General features: G+C 71.7%; 18 protein-coding genes. 3 read left to right on the top strand and 15 right to left on the bottom strand.

The annotated features are described in order from the left end of the window. Positions 1 to 3: 3 nt before the first annotated feature. The 14 genes from atpD to rpmH all read right to left on the bottom strand — a co-directional run bounded on the left by atpD (position 4) and on the right by rpmH (position 12,284). On the bottom strand, positions 4 to 1,431 hold the full coding sequence (gene atpD / locus OZ948_11130; GenBank protein ID MEB2345283.1) for a F0F1 ATP synthase subunit beta: 1,428 nt from the start codon (positions 1,429 to 1,431) through the stop codon (positions 4 to 6). A gap of 53 nt (positions 1,432 to 1,484) precedes the next feature. After that, entirely contained in the window at positions 1,485 to 2,345 is an 861-nt protein-coding gene (gene atpG, locus OZ948_11125) for an ATP synthase F1 subunit gamma (GenBank protein MEB2345282.1), read from the bottom strand. Between the two features lie 3 nt (positions 2,346 to 2,348). Further along, positions 2,349 to 3,893 carry a F0F1 ATP synthase subunit alpha gene (gene atpA, locus OZ948_11120; GenBank protein ID MEB2345281.1) on the bottom strand — a complete coding sequence of 515 codons (1,545 nt, stop codon included), beginning with the start codon at positions 3,891 to 3,893 and terminating at the stop codon, positions 2,349 to 2,351. A 9-nt stretch (positions 3,894 to 3,902) separates the two neighbouring features. Next, entirely contained in the window at positions 3,903 to 4,454 is a 552-nt protein-coding gene (gene atpH, locus OZ948_11115) for an ATP synthase F1 subunit delta (protein MEB2345280.1), read from the bottom strand. Position 4,455: 1 nt separating this feature from the next. Further along, complete coding sequence (locus OZ948_11110; GenBank protein ID MEB2345279.1) at positions 4,456 to 5,049, bottom strand: ATP synthase F0 subunit B; 594 nt, start codon at positions 5,047 to 5,049, stop codon at positions 4,456 to 4,458. Further along, positions 5,049 to 5,564, bottom strand: coding sequence for a hypothetical protein (locus OZ948_11105; protein MEB2345278.1), 516 nt, complete (start codon positions 5,562 to 5,564; stop codon positions 5,049 to 5,051). The genes OZ948_11110 and OZ948_11105 overlap by 1 nt, the downstream gene beginning before the upstream one ends. 141 nt (positions 5,565 to 5,705) lie before the next feature. Further along, on the bottom strand, positions 5,706 to 6,128 hold the full coding sequence (locus OZ948_11100; protein ID MEB2345277.1) for a polymer-forming cytoskeletal protein: 423 nt from the start codon (positions 6,126 to 6,128) through the stop codon (positions 5,706 to 5,708). Between the two features lie 20 nt (positions 6,129 to 6,148). Beyond that, positions 6,149 to 7,072, bottom strand: a complete 924-nt coding sequence (locus OZ948_11095) for a ParB/RepB/Spo0J family partition protein (GenBank protein MEB2345276.1) — start codon at positions 7,070 to 7,072, stop codon at positions 6,149 to 6,151. Continuing rightward, on the bottom strand, positions 7,069 to 7,863 hold the full coding sequence (locus tag OZ948_11090; GenBank protein ID MEB2345275.1) for an AAA family ATPase: 795 nt from the start codon (positions 7,861 to 7,863) through the stop codon (positions 7,069 to 7,071). The genes OZ948_11095 and OZ948_11090 overlap by 4 nt, the downstream gene beginning before the upstream one ends. Positions 7,864 to 7,887: 24 nt before the next feature. Continuing rightward, complete coding sequence (locus OZ948_11085; protein MEB2345274.1) at positions 7,888 to 8,574, bottom strand: class I SAM-dependent methyltransferase; 687 nt, start codon at positions 8,572 to 8,574, stop codon at positions 7,888 to 7,890. Positions 8,575 to 8,682: 108 nt separating this feature from the next. Then, a complete protein-coding gene (locus OZ948_11080) occupies positions 8,683 to 9,669 on the bottom strand; it encodes a hypothetical protein (protein MEB2345273.1) in 987 nt (328 codons plus the stop codon). A 139-nt stretch (positions 9,670 to 9,808) separates the two neighbouring features. After that, positions 9,809 to 11,527, bottom strand: a complete 1,719-nt coding sequence (gene yidC / locus OZ948_11075; protein ID MEB2345272.1) for a membrane protein insertase YidC — start codon at positions 11,525 to 11,527, stop codon at positions 9,809 to 9,811. Positions 11,528 to 11,536: 9 nt separating this feature from the next. Beyond that, complete coding sequence (gene yidD / locus OZ948_11070; GenBank protein ID MEB2345271.1) at positions 11,537 to 11,758, bottom strand: membrane protein insertion efficiency factor YidD; 222 nt, start codon at positions 11,756 to 11,758, stop codon at positions 11,537 to 11,539. 376 nt (positions 11,759 to 12,134) lie between these two features. Beyond that, on the bottom strand, positions 12,135 to 12,284 hold the full coding sequence (gene rpmH, locus OZ948_11065) for a 50S ribosomal protein L34 (protein MEB2345270.1): 150 nt from the start codon (positions 12,282 to 12,284) through the stop codon (positions 12,135 to 12,137). A gap of 363 nt (positions 12,285 to 12,647) precedes the next feature. Between rpmH and dnaN the strand changes: the two genes are divergently transcribed. The 3 genes from dnaN (at position 12,648) to gyrA (ending at position 18,933) form a co-directional block, all read left to right on the top strand. Then, positions 12,648 to 13,763 (top strand): DNA polymerase III subunit beta, encoded by a 1,116-nt coding sequence (gene dnaN / locus OZ948_11060; protein MEB2345269.1) that lies wholly within the window; start codon positions 12,648 to 12,650, stop codon positions 13,761 to 13,763. A gap of 168 nt (positions 13,764 to 13,931) precedes the next feature. Further along, entirely contained in the window at positions 13,932 to 16,385 is a 2,454-nt protein-coding gene (gyrB, locus tag OZ948_11055) for a DNA topoisomerase (ATP-hydrolyzing) subunit B (protein ID MEB2345268.1), read from the top strand. A gap of 10 nt (positions 16,386 to 16,395) precedes the next feature. Beyond that, complete coding sequence (gene gyrA, locus OZ948_11050) at positions 16,396 to 18,933, top strand: DNA gyrase subunit A (GenBank protein MEB2345267.1); 2,538 nt, start codon at positions 16,396 to 16,398, stop codon at positions 18,931 to 18,933. 51 nt (positions 18,934 to 18,984) lie between these two features. Here gyrA and OZ948_11045 read toward each other — a convergent pair whose 3' ends face one another. Beyond that, complete coding sequence (locus tag OZ948_11045) at positions 18,985 to 19,863, bottom strand: SDR family NAD(P)-dependent oxidoreductase (protein MEB2345266.1); 879 nt, start codon at positions 19,861 to 19,863, stop codon at positions 18,985 to 18,987. Between the last annotated feature and the right edge of the window lie 18 nt (positions 19,864 to 19,881).

Genomic DNA, 19,881 nt, shown 5'->3' with positions numbered 1-19,881 from the left:
GGCCTAGGCCATCCGCTTGGCCTTCTCCATGGCGTCCTCGATGGTGCCGACCATGTAGAAGGCCTGCTCGGGCAGGTCGTCGTGCTTGCCTTCGAGCACTTCCTTGAAGCCGCGGATCGTGTCCTCGAGGCGGACGTAGACGCCCGGCGTGCCGGTGAACTGCTCGGCGACGCTGAAGGGCTGGGACAGGAAGCGCTGGAGCTTGCGTGCGCGCGCGACGGTGAGCTTGTCCTCCTCGCTGAGCTCGTCCATGCCGAGGATCGCGATGATGTCCTGCAGGTCCTTGTACTTCTGGAGCACCTGCTGGACGCCGCGCGCCACCGCGTAGTGATCCTCGCCGAGCACCTGCGGGTCGAGGATCCGGCTCGTCGAGTCGAGCGGGTCGACGGCCGGGTAGATGCCGAGCTCGGAGATCGCCCGCGAGAGCACGGTCGTGGCGTCGAGGTGGGAGAAGGCCGTCGCCGGCGCCGGGTCGGTGAGGTCGTCGGCGGGGACGTAGATGGCCTGCACCGAGGTGATCGAGCCGCGCTTGGTCGAGGTGATCCGCTCCTGGAGCTCTCCCATGTCGGTGGAGAGCGTCGGCTGGTAGCCCACCGCCGAGGGGATCCGGCCGAGCAGCGCCGAGACCTCGGAGCCTGCCTGGGTGAAGCGGAAGATGTTGTCGATGAAGAGCAGCACGTCCTTGCCCTCGGCGTCGCGGAAGTGCTCGGCGACGGTGAGGGCCGAGAGGCCGACGCGCGCGCGCGCGCCCGGCGGCTCGTTCATCTGGCCGAAGACGAGCGCCGCCTTCTGGAGCACGGTGGTGCCGTCGGAGAGCTTGGCGTCGGCCATCTCGTGCCAGAGGTCGTTGCCCTCGCGGGTGCGCTCGCCGACCCCGCCGAAGACGGAGTAGCCGCCGTGCTGCTTGGCGATGTTGTTGATGAGCTCGAGGATCACGACCGTCTTGCCGACGCCGGCGCCGCCGAAGAGGCCGATCTTGCCCCCCTTCGGGTAGGGCGCCAGCAGGTCGACCACCTTGATGCCGGTCTCGAGCAGCTCGGCCGAGGTGGCCTGCTCGACGAAGGCCGGCGCCGGCCGGTGGATCGGCGCGCTCTCCTGGGTCCCGATCGCGCCGCGCTCGTCGACCGGCTCGCCGATCACGTTCATGATGCGGCCGAGCGTGGCCGGACCGACCGGGACGCGGATGCCGTCGCCCGTGTTCACCACCGCCTGGCCGCGCGTCAGGCCCTCGGTCGAGTCCATGGCGATCGTACGCACGGTGTTCTCGCCGAGGTGCTGGGCCACCTCGATCACGAGGTTGTTCTCGCGCTCGTCGAGGGCGGGATTGGTGAGCCGCAGCGCGGTGTAGACCTCGGGCAGCTCGCCGGGCGGGAACTCGACGTCCACGACCGGACCCATCACCTGCACCACGCGACCGTTGGCACCTGCCATTCTCGTGATCTCCGTTCGCCTGCGGCTCCCTGCGCCGCGTCCCGTCGTCTCGACTAGAGGGCTTCTGCCCCCGAAACGATCTCGACCAGCTCCTTCGTGATCGCCGCCTGCCGGGCCCTGTTGTACTGAAGTGTCAGCGCGGCGATCATCTCCTCGGTATTGCGCGTCGCGCTCTCCATCGAGGTCATGCGCGCGGCGTGCTCACCGGCCTGGTTGTCGAGAAGGGCCCGGAAGATCTCGACCTGGAGGGCCTTCGGGACCAACACGCGCAGCAGGCGCTCGGCGTCGGGCTCGATCGCGTAGGGGGGCTTGTCGGCACCGGCGGTGCCGTCGGCTTCGGGTGCCATCGGCAGCAGCCGGGACGCGCGGGGCCTCTGCGTCATGGTGGTCACGAACTCGCTGTGGACCAGCCAGACCTCGTCGGTCTCGCCGGTGAGGAAGCGCCGGCCGACGAGGTCTGCGATCTCGGCCGCGTGCGTGTAGTCGACGCGGGTGATGCCGGTGAAGGCCTTGGCGACCTGCCCGGCCCGCCGGCGCCGGAACAGCTCCGCCGCCTTGCGCCCGACCGGCAGGATCGCGACCCGCAGGGCCTCGCTCTCGCGCTCGGCCACCTCGGCCTGCGCGCGCTTGAGCACGTTCGAGTTGAAGGCTCCGCACAGGCCACGATCCGAGGTCACGACGACGAAGTCGACCCGCTCGACGCGCTCGCGCGCCACGAGCAGCGGGTGCTCGGCGCCGGCAGCCGCCACCTCGCGCAGCGTCTCGCGCATCCGGTCCGCGTAGGGGCGCGCCGACTCGATGGCGATCTGGGCGCGGCGCAGCTTCGCGGCCGCGACCATCCGCATCGCGCGCGTGATCTGCTGCGTCTTCTTGACGCTCGTGATCCGGCGCCGGATGTCCTTGAGGCTCGGCATCGGCTACGCGGCGGCCTCGCGGCGGGTCGGGGCGAAGACCCTCCCGAAGGCATCGAGCGCCAGCTCGAGCTTCTTGCGGGTGTCGTCCTCGAGCTTCCCGCTGCTCTTGATCGCGGCCAGGATCTCGGGGTGCTCGCTGCGCACGTAGGCGAGCATCTCGCGCTCGTAGCGGCCGATGTCGGAGACCGGGTACTCGCGCACCCAGGAGGCCCGGCCCTCCGGCGGCGTGGCCGAGAAGATCGAGACGACCTGCTCCTCCATGGGCATCGGCTGGTACTGGGGCTGCTTCAGCATCTCGGTGAGCCGCTCGCCGTTCGCGAGCTGCTCCTGGGTGGCCTTGTCGAGGTCGGAGCCGAACTGCGCGAAGGCGGCCATCTCGCGGTACTGGGCGAGGTTCAGCTTGAGCTTGCCCGCCACCGTCTTCATGGCCTTGGTCTGGGCCGCACCGCCCACGCGTGACACCGAGATGCCGACGTTCACGGCGGGCCGGATGCCCGAGTTGAAGAGATCCGTCTCGAGGAAGATCTGGCCGTCCGTGATCGAGATCACGTTGGTCGGGATGTAGGCCGAGACGTCGCCGGCCTGGGTCTCGATGATCGGCAGCGCCGTCAGGCTCCCGCCGCCGAGCTCGTCGCTCATCTTGGCCGCGCGCTCGAGCAGCCGGCTGTGGACGTAGAAGACGTCGCCCGGGTACGCCTCGCGGCCCGGCGGGCGGCGCAGCAGGAGCGAGAGCTGGCGATAGGCGACGGCCTGTTTCGAGAGGTCGTCGTAGATGATGAGCGCGTGCTTGCCGTTGTCGCGGAACCACTCCCCCATCGCGCAGCCCGAGTAGGGCGAGATGTACTGGAGGGGCGCCGATTCGCTGGCCGTCGCCGCCACCACGATCGTGTACTCCATGGCGCCGAACTGGGTCAGCTTCTCGACCACCTGGGCCACGGTCGACTGCTTCTGGCCGGTGGCGACGTAGATGCAGAAGACGTCGCCGCCCTTCTGGTTGATGATCGTGTCGATGGCGATCGCCGTCTTGCCGGTCTGGCGATCGCCGATGATCAGCTCGCGCTGGCCGCGCCCGATCGGCGTCATGGCGTCGATCGCCTTGATGCCGGTGGCCATCGGCTCGTTGACGCTCTTGCGCGTCACGATGCCGGGCGCCTTCACCTCGACACGGCGGGTCTCCGTGGCCTCGATCGGCCCCTTGCCGTCGATCGGGTTGCCGAGCGCGTCGACCACGCGGCCGAGCAGCCCCAACCCGACCGGCACCTCGACGATGCGCCCGGTGCGGCGTACGAGGTCGCCCTCGCGTACGTGCTCGTACTCGCCCATCACGGCGATGCCGACGTTGTCGTCCTCGAGGTTCAGGACCATCCCGTTGGTGCCGCCCGGGAACTCGACCAGCTCGCCGGCCATCGCCTTCTCGAGCCCGTAGACGCGCGCGATGCCGTCGCCGATCGAGAGTACGGTGCCGGTCTCGGCGACGTCGATCTCGCGCCCGTAGGACGCGATCTCGCGCTTCAGGATGTCGGTGATCTCGCCCGGCTTGATGTCCAGGGGCATCGCTCAACGTTCTCCGGTGAGGCTCGCGCGCAGCTGCGCGAGCTGGGTTCGCAGGCTCCCGTCGAAGACCAGGTCGCCGACCCGGGCCACGACGCCGCCGAGCAGCGCCGGGTCGACCCGGACCTCGAGATCCACGCTCCGCCCGGTGCGCTGCGCCAGCGCCGCGCGCAGCCGCTCGAGCTGCGCGCTCTCGAGCGGCGCCGCCGACACCAGCTCCCCGCGCACCCGGCCGGCGGCCTCCTCGGCGAGGCGCTGGTAGCAGTCGTGGATCGCCTCGAGGTCGCGGGTGCGGCGCTGGTCGATCAGGAAGGAGCCGAAGTGCTGGAGGAGCGGCGAGAGCCCGAGCCGCTCGCCCACGGCGCGCAGCGCAGCGCGCCGCTCCGTGGCCGGATGGAGCGGGCGCAGGAGCACGTCGCGCAGCGCCGGGACCTGGCGCATCGCCTCGATCACGGTCGCGAGCTCCTGGCCCACCGCGTCGACCCGGTCCTGGTCGCGGGCCAGCCCGAAGAGGGCGCGCGCGTAGCGTTCGGCGGCGGCGGAGCCACGAGCGGCCATCTCAGCTCCTCGCCAGGGAGCCCGTGCCGGAGCCGGACCTTTCGATGCGCTGCACGAAGTCGTCCACCAGCCGGGCCCGATCGGCGTCGGTCACCTGCCCGCGGAGGGTCTCGCCGGCGATCTGGATCGCGAGATCGACGGTCTCGGCGCGCAGCCGCTCGCGGGCATGCCGCACCTCCTGCTCGGCGGCGGCGACCGCGTCGCGCTCGATCCGCTCGGCGGTCGCCTGGGCCTCGGCGAGCAGGCGATCGCGTTCGCCTTCCGCTTGCTGGCGTACGACCCGGCGGATCTCGTCGAGCTCGCCCTCGAGCGAGGCGGCGCGCTGCTCACAGGCCGCCAGCCGGCGTTCGGCCTCGGCGAGCTCACGGCCGGCGCTCTCGATGCCCTCCTCGATCTGGGAGCGGCGCTCGGCCAGGTAGCTCGCGATCGGTGCGCGCGCGAAGTAGACGAGCACCCCGATCAGCACGAGCAGGTTGAAGGCGTGCCAGAAGATCGTGGTGGCGCCGGCACCGTGGCCGCCGTCCCCGGCGGCCCGGGCGGCGATCGGGAGCAGCGCGGCCAGGAGCGCGAGCGCGAGCAGGCGGGCGGCGCGCATCAGGAGAGGCTCCTGCCGAGCAAGCGCTCGGCTGCCTCGCGTGCGAGCGGCGCGGCGGCACCCCGAAGCTGCGTGCGGGCGGCATCGAGGGCGGCGTCGATCTCGGCGCGCGTCGCGAGGAGCCGGCGCTCCGCTTCGCCGCGCGCGGCGCCGATCGCCCCCTGGTGGGAGCGGCGCGCCTGCTCGACGAACTGCGCGCGCTCGTGCTGGGCGGCCTGGCGAACCGAGTGCACCGCGGCGTCGTGCTGCGCGACCAGCGCGGCGGCGCGCGAGGAGAGCTCGGCCGCTCGGGCTCGCGCGCCCTCGATCCTTCGGGCGCGCTCCTCGAGCACCGCGAGGAGGGGCTTGAAGAGCAGCGCGTTCAGGAGCGGCACCAGCACCAGGAAGAGCACCAGCAGGAAGATCAGCCGCTGCGGCTCGGGCACGAGCGTGAGGCCGCCCTCGGACGCCCGCGCCGGCCCGGCCACGAGGGCGACGGCGCCCAGCACGGCCGGAGCGCGGAGGTGGCGGATCATGGCGCTGCCTCACTCCAGAGGGACGGAACGGGCCCCGGGCGCGGCTCGATGGTGCCGCTGCACGGGGCCGCGGCGGCAGGCCGGCGGGCTGCAGGGCGGCGGGATTCTTACAAAGTCGGGGAGGGGATCAAGGGCCTCCGCTCACGCAACGGGGGCCGCGGGCGCCCCCGCAGCGGGTGCCTTCACCATGTCGAGGCGGCCCTCGAAATGCGCTCCCTCGGCGACCGCCAGGCGCGGGGTGCGGATCGTCGCCGTCACGTGTGCGCCGGGCAGGACCTCGACCCGCTCGCGGGCGAAGACCTCCCCTGCCACCGCGCCCTCGACCACCAGCACGTCGACCTCGACGCGCCCCGTGACGGATGCCGCCGGGCCCACCTCGAGCGTGCCGCGCGAGGCGACCTCGCCCTCGAGCGCGCCCTCGACGCGCGCCGCCCCCCAGAACGAGAGCAGGCCTTCGAAGTGCGCGCCGGCGCCCACGGCGCAGACGGCCACCAGGCCGGCCGGCGTCGCGCCGGAACCCTGGCCGTCGGGCTCGATCGCGACCTCGGGCTCCTCGCGGACCATGCCCCCCTGCTCCCGCGGCCTCACGACGCCCCCAGGATCCGCTCGACGAGCCGGTGCAGCTCCTCGGGGCCGTAGTACTCGATCTCGAGTCGCCCCCGCGCCGCGTTGCCGCGCAGCTGCACCTTGGTCTGGAGCCGGGTCCGCAGCGCGTCGACGACGCGCGCGGTGTCGGCGTCGAGGACGTCGGCTGCCCGACGCGCCTTGCGCGCCGGGCGCACCGCGGCGCCGAGCGTGCGCGCCTCCTCCTCCGCGCGCCGTACCGAGAGCCCTTCGGCAACGATGCGGTCGCGCAGGGTGCGGCGTCGCTCGGGGCTCGCGACCGAGAGCAGTGCCTTCGCGTGCCCGAGCGTGAGCGTGCCGCCCTCGACGTCCTGCTGGAGCTCGCGCGAGAGCTCGAGCAGCCGCAGGTGGTTTGCGATCGTGGCGCGCTCGAAGCCGACGCGCGTCCCGATCTCCTCCTGCGTCGCACCCTGGGCCGCCAGCGCCTCGAAGGCGTGCGCCAGCTCGATCGGGTTGAGATCGTGGCGCTGGACGTTCTCGACGAGCGCGACGGCGAGGCGATCGCGCGGCGCGACGTCGGCGACGACCGCCGGGATGGCGGGAAGACCGGCCTGGCGAGCGGCGCGCCAGCGCCGCTCGCCGACGACCAGCTCGTAGTCGCCGCCGTCGGCCTGGCGAACCACGACGGGCTGCAGGATCCCGTGCTGCCGGATCGACGCCGCGAGGCGTCCGAGCTCGCCGGGATCGAAGACGCGGCGTGGCTGCTCCGGGTTCGGGCGGATGCGCTCGATCGCGATCACGGCCGGGCCCGGAGCCTCGGGGGGTCCAGCGGGAGCGGGAAGCGGATCGGCCGGCGCGGCGCTGGTCGGACGCGGCGCCACCGCGGCGCCCGGGATCAGCGCACCGAGGCCGCGGCCGAGGCCGCGTCGGGGAGGAGTGCTCATCGGTCTCCTTCGGGCGCCGATCCGGCTTCCAGGCGGCGCAGGATCTCCTCGGCCACGCGCAGGTACGCGAGCGCCCCCTTCGAGCGCACGTCGTAGAGGAGCGCCGGCCGGCCGTGGCTCGGCGCCTCGGAGAGGCGCACGTTGCGCGGGATCTCGGTCTCGAAGACGCGCGCGCCGAGGTGCTCGCGCACCTCGTCGGCGACCTGCCGGCTCAGGTTGTTGCGCGCGTCCATCATCGTCAGGATGACACCCTCCAGCGTGAGGCGCGGGTTCAGTCCTTCGCGCACGCGCTCGATCGTGTCGAGCAGGCGCGCGAGCCCTTCGAGCGCGTAGTACTCGCACTGGAGCGGCACGATCACCGCGTCGGCGGCGACCAGCGCGTTCAAGGTGAGCAGCCCGAGCGAGGGCGGGCAGTCGATCACGATGATCTCGAAGTCGGCGCGCACGTCGGCGAGCGCCCGCTCGAGGCGGTGCTCGCGCGCCTCGGCGTCGACCAGCTCGAGCTCGGCGCCGACCAGGTCCGGGCCGGCCGGCACGATCCGGAGGTACTCGAGCTCGCTCGGCTGGCTCGCGTCCTTGATCCCGCACGATCCGATCAGCGCGTCATAGACGTGTGTCGCCGGAGCGTGGATCCCGAAGCCGCTCGAGGCGTTGGCCTGCGGATCCATGTCGACGAGCAGGGTGCGGCGCTCCGAGACGGCGAACGACGCAGCCAGGTTCACGGCGGTGGTGGTCTTGCCGACGCCGCCCTTCTGGTTGGCGACGGCGAAGACGCGGCTTCGAAGGCGCATCCGCGAGGTTTCCCCAAGGGGACACTAGAGATCGGGGGGGCGCCCTGTTCGTACCACAGGCCCGGACGATGCGTCCAGCGGCCTGCGCGCCACCCACAGCGATCGTGATGGGCCTCCGGCCGGAACTTCGTACCGGGTGGTGCGAACGTCCTCCAGACCCGGGATCGCTGGAAGGGGATCCGCCTCGGCCGCTCGCGGCAGCACCAGCCACCCGCCTGGGGCGACCCAGCGCAGCATCATGGACACGGCCTCGATCGGCCGGGCGAGAGCCTGCGCGACGACCACCTGGTGGGCCGTGGGCTCGATCTCCTCGATGCGCCCGCGCCGTGCCTCGACGTTCACGAGACCGATCGTTCGCACTGCCGCGCGCTGGAAGTGGTGGCGGCGCTCGCGGGCCTCTACGAGCAGGACCTTGCAGCTCGGGTGGCTGATCGCAATCGGAAGGCCCGGGAATCCTGCGCCGCTACCGAGATCGGCGAGCGAGGTGGGCTGCGTCGGAAGGGCCGCTCCAAGCGCCAGGGCATCCAGGATCAGGCGCCGGGCGATGGCCTCCGGTGTCCGATGGCCGGTCAGGTTCATGCGCGAGGCCCAGCGAGCGAGCAGGTGGGCCAGGGCTGCGAGCCGAGGGGCCAACGCCTCGTCCAGCGACAGCTCGCGCAGGCCGCTCTCGAGGACCGTGCGGGCTGCAGGGGTCTGCTCGACGTGTTCCACGTGGAACGCTGACGGTGAGGCTTCGCGCCCTGGGCCGATGTTCCACGTGGAACATCCGGGGCTCCTGGGCGCGTCGTTCCACGTGGAACGTTCCACGTGGAACTGGGATCAGTCGCGGTCGCGAGAATGCGACTCGTAGCGCTTCGCTTCTTCGTACTCGGGAGCGTTCTCGGGGACCACGACAACCTGCCGGTAGCGCCCCTCGCCGACGCTCATCGTCGCGATGCCATCCACCTCGCGCAGCGCCATGTGGACGACGCGTCGCTCCTTCGGACTCATCGCCTCGAGTGCGACGGGCCGCCCGGTCTCGCGCGCACGCTCGGCCGCGCGGTCGGCGATCTTCTCGAGGAATGCCGTGCGCTGGTCGGTGTTTCCCTCCACCTCGACCACCACCCGCTTGGCATCGTCCCCACCAGCCCGGAGCGAGGCCTGGTTTGCCAGGAGCTGGATCGCGTCGACCGCGCGCCCGTCGCCGGACGCGAGCCGCGACACCGCCTGCCCACGGATCTGGACCACGATCAGTCCCTCCGCCTCGCTGGACTCGGCGATCTCGAAGGGTCCGGCCCCCATCCGCTCGATCAGGCCGGAGACGAACTGCCCGATCTCGCCAAGCGGACCGGTCGCGATCCCGGTCGACGGGCCCGAGGCTTCTGCGGGCGCCGCGTGCTGGCGTGCGCCCCGCGGCTCCTCCTCGCGGCGCGGGCGACCACGGCCCCCGCGCTCGTTGCGGTCTCCGCGCTCGCCTCGTTCACCACGCTCCGGGCGATCCCCCCGATCCCAATCCCGGTCCCTGTCCCGATTCCTGCCCCCGCGCTCCCGATCCCGTCCGCCCCGCGCTTCGCGATGCCCGCGATCACCCCGCGCCTCGCGCCCCTGCCGGCCCTCGCCGTTCGACGGCCGGCGCGAAGGTGCGCCGGCCGAGCGCAGATAGGCCACCAGCACGAACCGGGTGCCGATCCCCGAGGCCCGTGTTGCATCGACCTCGCTGATCGCAAGATCCGCCTCCGCGGCGTCGAAGAACGCAGTCGCCTTCGCGACCGCCTCGCCGCGGTCTCTTCCAACGAACTCATGGGCTTCCGACATCGGGTCGTACACGGCCTCTCCTTCTTCATCGGGCCCACACGCATGGCGCGCAGCGCCTGGCCCTCTGGGGTCATCGGGCATGGCGCGCAGCGCCTGGCCCTCTGGGGTCATCGGGCATGGCGCGCAGCGCCTGGCCCTCCGGTTCATTCGATCACGACTTTGCCGCCTGCGTCTGGAGCTTGCTCCGGCGGTTCATCCAGAGCTGCTGCGCGATCGCCAGGAGGTTGCTCACGAGCCAGTACAGCACGAGACCCGACGGGAAGGTGTAGAAGAGGAAGCCGAACATCAGCGGCATCATCACCATCATCATCCGCTGCTGCGTCGGGTCCATGCTCGTGCTCGGCGTCAGCTTCTGCTGGATGACCATGCTCGCCGCCATCAGGATCGGCAGCAAGCGCACGGGCAGCTCGAAGCCAGGGACCGTGAAGAGCGTCTCGGGACGCGACAGGTCGTCGATCCAGAGCATGAACGGCGCCTGGCGCAACGCGATCGAGCTCTGCAGCGCATAGTACAGGCCGATCATCACCGGGAACTGGAGCAGCATCGGCAGGCATCCCCCGAGCGGGTTCCAGCCGGTCTCGCGCATCAGCTTCGCCATCTCCTGCGACTGGCGGTCCCGGTCGTTCTTGTACTTCTCCTGGATCTCCTTCATGCGCGGCTGCATCGTGCCGAGGCGCTTCATCGACTCCATCTGCTTGTGCGTGAGCGGAGCCGTCACGAGCCGCACGAGCACCGTGAGCAGGATGATCGCGACGCCGTAGTTGGGGACGATCTGGTAGCTGGCGGTGAGCAGCTTGCTGAAGGCGCGCGTCACCGGCGCCATCCACGACCAGCCGAGCTGGATCGAACGTTCGAGCTGCGCGCCGATCGCCTCGAGCCGATCGGGCTCCTTCGGTCCCAGGTAGAGCTGCACCTCACGCGTGAGGGTCGTACCCGGCGGTAGCGAGGCGGGCCGTGCGAGCGACGCGAGAGCGACGTGTCCCGGATCGAGCGCAACCCAGAGTCCCCGCGCCTCGCGCGAGACGTCGGGCATCATCGCTGCGAGGAAGTAGTTGGAGTCGCCGCCGATCCACTCGACCGCCGCCGGGAACGCGCGCTCGCGCTCGGCGCCGCCACCGAAGAGCGACGACACGAGCCCGGGCGTTGCGAACGACGCGACCGGCGTGCGCTCCACGCTGCCATCGGCGAGCGCGATCAGGGCGAGGTCGCGGAAGTCCGAGCCGTCGCGTACGCGCTCCGTGAGCGCCACCGAGAACGAGGGCTCGAGCGCCGCCCGGGTGCCGTTCTCGACCTCGATCCGCAGGCGCCCGCGATAGCCCTCCTCCTCGAGCTCGATCCGCTTGCGCACGATCAGCCCGCCGCGCGCGAGCTGGAAGCTGAAGCTGCGCGGCCCTCGTTCGGTCACCTCGAAGACGGCTGTCGAGAGGTCCCCGAGGCCGAGCTCGGGGAAGGGTGTCGCGAGGGCCGGCGCGTCACCCGCAGTGGTGTCGATGAGTGCAACCGGCTGGCGGCCTTCCGCGGGCGGCGTCAGGTACCCGAGCAGCTCCCAACGCGTGATGCCGGCGCCGCGCGAGGAGAGGGTCGCGCGGACGTCCGGGCTCGCGAAGTGCAGCTCCTCGCCCTGGGCCTCGGGCGTCGTCGACCCGTCCGGCACCAGCGCCTGTCCCTGCGCCGGAGCATCGGGGGGAGGTGGCGCGCCCCCGGCGGGCAGCGCGGGGGGCTCCGCCTGCTGGACCGGCGCGCTGGCTGCCCCGCGCTCGGCGATGGCAGGCTCGGGCGCCGGCTCCGGCCGGTTCTTCGCCTCCCAGGTCATCCAGGCGCTGAGGACCAGGAACGAGAGCGCGAAGGCAAGAAAGGCGTTGCGGTCCACGGCGGCTCGCTACGGAACCGGATCGGGGCCGCCCGGATGGCCGGGATGGCAGCGGGCGAGGCGCCGGAGGCCAAGCCAGCCTCCCCGCCACGGGCCATGGCGTTCGATCGCGCTCGCGGTGTACTCCGAGCAGCTCGGCCAGTAGCGGCACGCGGGAGGCAGTGCGGGCGAGAGCCAGCGGTGATAGCCGCGCAGCAGGGCCGGGAGCCAGTACGCGAGTCGGGTGCTCACGTGGCAGGGCTCGACCCGTGGAGACGGGCCAGCATGGACTCGAGCTCCCGACCGAGCTCCTGGGCGGTGATCCTGGCGGCCATCGGGCGAGCAATCACGACGTAGTCGTTTCCTGTGGGGAAAACAACCCTGTTCTTCCGAAACCATTCGCGCAGCCGACGCCTCACGCGCGCTCGCACGACGGCCCCACCCACGCGGCGGCTGACGGTGATCCCAAGGCGGGTCGCTGCCCCACCGCTCCTCCCGCCCTGATCCGCGACGAGGAGCACGAACGACCGTGACGCCATGCGCGTCCCCTCTCGCGAGACCCGGCGGAAGTCCTTGGAGGAGCGGAGGCGGTCGGCTCGGCGAAAGCGCTCGCTCCCACCAGCGACCGTCACTTCGAGGGCGTCGAGACCACCAGGCGCTTGCGGCCCTTTGCCCGCCGCCGCGCGAGCACCGTCCGCCCGCCCTGGGTCTTCATGCGAGACCTGAACCCATGGGTCCGCCGGCGACGGATGCGACTCGGTTGATAGGTACGCTTCATGGCTCGGGATCCGTCCCTCGAGACCCCTGACGGGCCCGAACGGGAGCGGCGCAGGCTAGCCAGCGGAGGAACCCCATGTCAAGCAGCCGGATCGCACCCCGCAACCGCCACGACCCGCGCGCAAGATTGTCGTCCTCGCACCGCCGACGGCACCACGCTGCGTGGTAAGATGCCACCGCTCGGCGCGCGCGCGATCGGGCCGCTGGCTCTCCCGCGCTCGCTCCGACAGGACTTTCGCAGGCGCGACGGTGGCTTCCGGGGGGTTCGTCGGCCTCGTCGCCCTCTCCTGCCATGTCTTTCCCGATCTCCTCATCCGGTGAGCAGGCAAGCAGGAGATCCAGACCGTCACAAGGAGACGACACGATGCAGGCGTCGATCCCGCGAGCGGAGCTCGTGCGCGGACTGGGTCGCATCCAGTCGATCGTCGAGAAGCGCAACTCGATGCCGATTCTCGCCAATGCCCTCCTCACGGCGAGCAAGGACGGCAAGCTCGAGATCGCCGCGACCGATCTCGAGATCGGCATCCGTGGCGTCCATCCGGCGCAGGTGACCAAGCCCGGCGCCCTCACCGTCTCCGCACGCAAGCTCTTCGAGATCACCCGCGAGCTTCCCGAGGAGCCCGTCGAGCTGACGGCCACGGCGAATGCCTACCTCGAGCTCAAGTGCGCGCGCAGCCGCTTCACGATCGCCGGCACGGCCGCCGAGGAGTTCCCGACCATGCCGGCGCTCGTACCCGGAACGATGGGGCGTCTCCAGGCCGCCGTGCTCTCGAGCATGATCGAACGCACCATCTACGCGGCTTCCACCGACGAGACCCGCTACAACCTGAACGGGGTCTACTTCGAGCTGCTCGAGGACTCTGCGCGGCTGCGGATGGTGGCGACCGATGGCCATCGCCTCGCCATCGCGGAGCGTACGGTCGGCGCCGAGGCCGCCGGCCTTGCAAGCGGTGTCATCCTGCCGCGCAAGGCGCTCGCCGAGCTCAAGAAGCTCGTCGACGAGGAGGACGCCGACGAGATCGACCTCGGCTTCGAGGGGAACTCGGCGCTCGCGCGCAAGGGCGAGGTCACGCTCGTGATGCGCCTCGTCGAGGGCGAATTCCCGAACTACCGCCAGGTGCTCCCGAAGGGCAACCGCCATCGCGTGGCGGTCCCCAGCGATGCCCTCGCCCAGGCCGTGCGGCGCGCCTCGCTGGTCTCGATCGAACGCAGCAAGGCGATCCGGCTCGAGCTCGAGCCGGGGGTCCTGCGCATCTCGTCCACGAACCCGGACCTCGGCGACGCGCTCGAGGAGCTCGACGTCGACTACCAGGGCGACGCGCTCGCGATCGGCTTCAACGCCCGCTACCTCGCCGACTGCCTCGCCGCCTTCAAGGCCAAGGAGGTCGAGCTGGCCCTCGAGGACGAGCTGGCACCTGCGCTCGTCCGCCCGATCGAGGACGGCGACAGCCTCGCGGTCGTGATGCCGATGCGCCTCTGAGTCTCGAGCAGGAGCGATCCCGAAGCCTTTACGGGTACTTAGGGATTGCCTAGAGTCCGTCCGTCGCGAGCCGGGCGTGCCGCGATCCCCACCCCCCGCGCAGGCCTCCCGGCGAGCCGGCGGCCCGCCGCCGGCTCGGCCCCCGTGGCTTGCGGCAAGGGAGAGGCGTTGTCCTACGACGCGAGTGCGATCGAGGTCCTCGAAGGCCTCGAGCCCGTCCGAAAGCGCCCGGCGATGTACATCGGGACCACCGGTCCCGACGGCCTCCACCACCTCGTCTACGAGGTCGTGGACAACTCGATCGACGAGGCACTGGCGGGCTACTGCACGCGCATCCAGGTCACGATCCACGCCGACAACAGCGTCACCGTCGAGGACGACGGGCGCGGGATCCCGGTCGACGAGCACCCGAGCGAGAAGCGCTCGGCCGCCGAGGTCGTGATGACCACGCTCCACGCCGGCGGCAAGTTCAACGAGTCCACCTACAAGGTCTCGGGCGGCCTGCACGGGGTGGGCGTCTCGGTCGTGAACGCGCTCTCCGAGAAGCTCGAGCTCGAGATCCGGCGCGACGGGCGGGTCTGGCGCCAGACCTACGTGCGCGGCGTCCCCGCGGCCCCGATCGCGGCGATCGGCACGACCGACCGCACCGGCACCGTCGTCAGCTTCCGGCCCGACGGCGAGATCTTCGCCTCCACCGACTTCAGCTTCGACGTGCTCTCGCAGCGCCTGCGCGAGCTGTCGTTCCTGAACGCCGGGATCCGCATCCAGATCCAGGACGAGCGCAGCGAGAAGTCCCACGACTTCTGCTACGAGGGCGGGATCGTCTCCTTCGTCGAGCACCTGAACCGCGCGCGCACGCCGCTCCACCAGCCGCCGATCTTCGTGTCCGGCGAGCGCAAGTTCGAGAGCCATGGCGGCGAGACCCCGGTCTCGATCGAGGTCGCGCTCCAGTACAACGAGACCTACAACGAGAGCGTCTTCTCCTTCGCGAACAACATCAACACGGTCGAGGGGGGGACGCACCTGATCGGCTTCCGCGGCGCCCTCACCCGCGCGCTCAACAAGTACCTGACGGCCCAGAAGAAGAACGGCAAGGGCGAGGCCGAGTCGGTGAGCGGCGACGACGTGCGCGAGGGGCTCACCGCCGTGATCTCGGTGAAGCTCCCGCAGCCCGAGTTCGAGGGCCAGACCAAGACCAAGCTCGGCACCAGCGAGGTCCGCGGCCTCGTCGAGCAGCTCGTCTACGAGCAGCTCTCGTCGCACCTCGAGGAGAACCCCGGCGTCGCGCGGCTGGTGGTCGCGAAGGTGGTGGACGCGGCGCGCGCCCGCGCGGCCGCCCGCAAGGCGCGCGACCTCGCGCGCCGCAAGGGTGCGCTCTCGGACTTCAGCCTCCCGGGCAAGCTCGCGGACTGCCAGGAGCGCGCTCCGGAACGCTCCGAGCTCTTCATCGTCGAAGGGGACTCGGCCGGGGGCACCGCGAAGCAGGGCCGCTCGCGCGAGACCCAGGCGATCCTGCCGATCCGGGGCAAGATCCTGAACGTCGAGCGCGCGCGCCTCGACAAGATGCTCTCCTCGACCGAGATCCAGGCGATCGTGTCGGCGATCGGCTGCGGCATCGGCGAGGACTTCGACGCCGACAAGGCGCGCTACCACAAGATCATCATCATGACCGACGCGGACGTGGACGGAAGCCACATCCGCACCCTGCTGCTCACCTTCTTCTACCGCCAGATGCGGCCGCTCTTCGACCGCGGCTTCCTCTACATCGCGCAGCCGCCGCTCTACAAGGTCAAGAAGGGCAAGGCGGAGCGCTACATCAAGGACGAGAAGGCGCTCGAGAGCTATCTGCTCGACCTCGCGCTGGTGACCGCTCGCGTCGCGCCGGAGGACGCCGCAGCGGGCGCGGCGCTGGCGCCCGAGGCGGTGCGCGAGCTGGCGGGCCACGCGAGCGAGTACGGCAAGCTCCTGCGCATGCTGGCCCGGCGCCGGCTCGACGACCGCGTGATCGACGCCGCGGTGGCCACCGAGGCGATCGTCGAGGACGACCTGCGCGACGAGGAGGCGCTGCGCGAGCGCGTGGCCCCGCGCATCGCCGAGCGCTACCGCGCGGCCGACCCGGAGGCCCGCGAGATCGCCTGGAGCGTGACCGCCGATCCCGAGCACGGCGGACACCGGCTGGTGGCGACGACGCGGCGGGCGGGTGTGACCCACCGCAGCTCCTTCGACGCCACCTTCCTGCGCTCCGCGGACTGGACGCGCCTCACCGCCCTGGCCGCGCAGATCGCCACGATCGGCGGCCGGGGCGGCTATCGCATCGAGACCGGGGACGGCGCCGGGTCCGAGCCGGAGCGGGTGGCGAGCGCCACGCGGCTGCTCGAGCGGCTGCTCGAGCTGGCCAAGAAGGGCCTCTCGATCCAGCGCTACAAGGGCCTCGGCGAGATGAATCCCGACCAGCTCGCCGAGACCACCATGGAGTCCCGCTCGCGGACGCTCCTGCAGGTGAAGATCGAGGACGGGGTCGAGGCCGACCTGGTGTTCTCGACCCTGATGGGTGACGACGTCGAGCCGCGCCGGGAGTTCATCGAGAAGAACGCGTTGAACGTCCAGAACCTGGACATCTAGGGGCCCGGCGATGGCCGACGAGACGCCGCCTCCGGACGAGCCGACCCCCGGCGCTCCTCCCGGCCCGCCGGGAGGATCCGGCGGAGCCGGCGCGGAGCCGGTCCCGGTCGCGATCGAGGACGAGGTCCGCTCCTCCTTCCTCGACTACTCGATGTCGGTGATCATCAGCCGCGCGCTGCCCGACGTGCGCGACGGCCTGAAGCCGGTCCACCGCCGGATCCTGTACGCGATGCAGCAGGAGGGCCTGGTCCCGACGCGTGCGTACTCGAAGTGCGCGGGCGTGGTCGGCGAGGTGCTGAAGCACTACCACCCGCATGGCGACACCGCCGTCTACGACGCGCTCGTGCGGATGGTGCAGGACTTCTCGCTCCGCTATCCGCTGATCGACGGGCAGGGCAACTTCGGCTCGATCGACGGCGACCCCCCGGCGGCCTACCGCTACACCGAGAGCCGGCTCGCGCGCGTCGCCGAGGAGCTCCTGCGCGACATCGACCGCGAGACCGTCGACTTCGTGCCGAACTTCGACGGCTCGACCAGCGAGCCGCTGGTGCTCCCGACGCGGCTTCCGAACCTGCTCGCGAACGGCTCGGCGGGGATCGCCGTCGGCATGGCCACCAACGTGCCGCCCCACAACCTGCGCGAGCTGGTCGACGCGCTGGTGCTCGAGGCTCGCAACCCCGACTGCACGCTCGACGAGCTGCTCGAGAAGATGCCGGGCCCGGACTTCCCGACCGGCGCCCTGATCTGCGGCACCGACGGCATCCGCCAGGCCTACGCGACCGGCCGCGGACTCGTCACCGTGCGGGGCCGCGCCGAGGTCGAGGAGACCAAGCGCGGCGCGCGGATCGTGATCACCGAGATCCCGTTCATGGTGAACAAGGCCTCGCTCCAGGAGCGCATCGCCGAGCACGTGCGCGAAGGCCGCATCGACGGCATCTCCGACCTGCGCGACGAGAGCAACCGTCAGGGCATCCGGGTGGTCATCGAGCTCAAGCGCGACGCCACGCCCGACGTCACGCTGAACCAGCTCTACAAGCAGACGCCGCTCCAGACCACCTTCGGGGTCAACATGCTGGCGCTCGTGAACGGGCGCCCCGAGACGCTCTCGCTCAAGGAGGTGCTGCGCCACTTCCTCGAGTTCCGGCGCGAGGTGGTGATCCGGCGCGCGATCTACGACCTGCGCCAGGCCGAGGCGCGCGCGCACATCCTCGAGGGCCTGGCCCTCGTGCTCGACAACCTCGACGAGGTGATCGCGCTGATCCGCGCCGCCGAGGACACGGCCGGGGCGCGCGCGGCCCTCATGGAGCGCTTCGGGCTGAGCGAGCGCCAGGCGAACGCGATCCTCGAGATGCGCCTGCGCGCGCTCACCGCGATGGAGCGCCAGCGGGTGCAGGACGAGCTGGCGGAGGTGCGCGCGCGGATCGAGGACCTCCGCGGCCTGCTCGCCAGCGACACGCGCGTGCTCGAGGTGGTGCTCGAGGAGCTGGCCGAGATCCGCGAGACCTACGGCGACGCGCGCCGGACCGAGATCACGGGCGCCGTCGACGTGATCGCCACCGAGGACCTGATCGCCGAGGAGGACATGATCGTCACCGTGTCCCACCTCGGCTACGTGAAGCGCAACGCGATCACCGAGTACCGGGCGCAGCGGCGCGGCGGCAAGGGCCTGCGCGGGATGGAGACGCGCGAGGAGGACTTCGTCGCGCGGCTCTTCGTGGCCTCGACCCACGCCTACGTGCTGTTCTTCACCAACCGCGGGCGCGTGCACTGGAAGAAGGTCTGGGAGCTGCCCCAGCTCGGGCGCGCGGCCAAGGGCCGCTCGCTCGCGAACCTGCTGGCGCTCGCCGAGGGTGAGCGCGTGCAGGCGACGCTGCCCGTGCGCAGCTTCGACGACGCCGGCCGCGAGGCGGCGGGGCCTCCGGATCAGCAGGGTGGCTACGTGCTGCTCTGCACGCGCCACGGCGTGATCAAGAAGACCGATCTCTCGGCGTTCTCGAATCCGCGCCGCGGCGGCATCATCGCGATCCACCTCGACTCCGAGGACGAGCTGATCGCCGCTGCCCGCACGAGCGGCAGCAACCAGGTGCTGATCGCGACCCGCAGCGGCAAGTCGGTGCGCTTCGAGGAGACCGACGTGCGGCCGATGGGCCGCGCGGCGATGGGCGTGCGCGGCGTCAGCCTGGTCGGCGACGACCTCGTCGTCGGCATGGAGATCCTCTCGCCGGGCGCCACGATCCTGTCGGTGACCCAGAACGGCTACGGCAAGCGCACCCCGCTCGACGACTACCGGCTCCAGAAGCGCGGCGGCCAGGGCATCATCACGATCCGCACCAGCGAGCGGAACGGCCCGGTGATCGGCGTGGCGCAGGTGACCGACGACGACGAGGTCATGCTGATCACCGACGGCGGCAAGGTGCTGCGCTGCCGCGTCTCGGGCATCTCGACCATGGGCCGCGCCACCCAGGGGGTCACGCTCATGGACCTCGCCGAGGGCGAGAAGCTCGTGTCGATCACGCGCCTGGCGGAGCGCGACGCCGGCGGCGAGTAGACCGCAGGGCTCGCCCGGCTCGCGCCGCTGCCTCCCGTCCCGGCCGCCCTCCTAGCGATCGCGCCCCGCGCGGAGCCGGTCGCGGCGCGCGAGGCGCCGCCCGAACCAGCCGTGGAGCGGCTCGTGGCCCCACGCGAAGGCCCGCTGCACGAGGCGCGGGGCCAGCACGTGGCCGAGCTCGAGCGCGGTGGCCCAGCGCGGCGCCACCCGGAGCGGGCGCTTCACGACGGCCCAGCCGATGCGTCGCGCGGCGCGCTCGGCGGTGAGCGCGGGGAAGAGCTCGTAGATGCGCGAGGGCGCCATCATCGGGGTGCGCACGAGCGGCATGTGGACCGCGGTGACGGCGATGCCGCGCTCGCCGAGCTCCAGGCGGAGCGTCCGCAGGAAGTGATCACAGGCGGCCTTGGCCGCCACGTAGGCTGCGAAAAGCGGCGCCCCGGTCTGGGTGCCGATCGTGGAGACGTGGACGACGTGGCCGGCGCCCCGCGCGAGCATGGCGGGCAGGAGCCCGAGCGTGAGCGCGGCCGGCCCCAGGTAGTTCACGGCGGCCAGGCGCTCGAGGTCCTCGGGCCGGTGGCTGGCGAGCGGGCGGCGCAGCGAGACACCGGCGTTGCTGACGAGCACCTCGACCGCTCGCTCCTCGCGCCCGAGCGCTTCCGTGAGCTCGCGGACCGCGCCGATGTCGGCTAGGTCCGCCGGGCGCACCTCGGCCCGGCCGCCGCGCCGGCGACACTCCCCGGCGACCCGCTCGAGCTCCTCGCGCCGGCGCGCCACCAGGACGAGGTCGCCACCGGCGGCCGCGGCATCGAGCGCGAAGGCGCGTCCGATCCCCGAAGAGGCGCCCGTGATCAGGACGCGCCGGCCGCGCAGCGCCTCTCGCAGCCGCGTCCGGTAGCGCTCCTCCGCCCTCGCCTGCCAGGCGTGCAGCATGCCCGGACGCTATCCGAT

It is taken from the genome of Deltaproteobacteria bacterium, assembly GCA_035063765.1.
Taxonomy (GTDB): domain Bacteria; phylum Myxococcota_A; class UBA9160; order UBA9160; family PR03; genus CAADGG01.
This window is presented reverse-complemented; position numbering and strand designations above follow the sequence as displayed.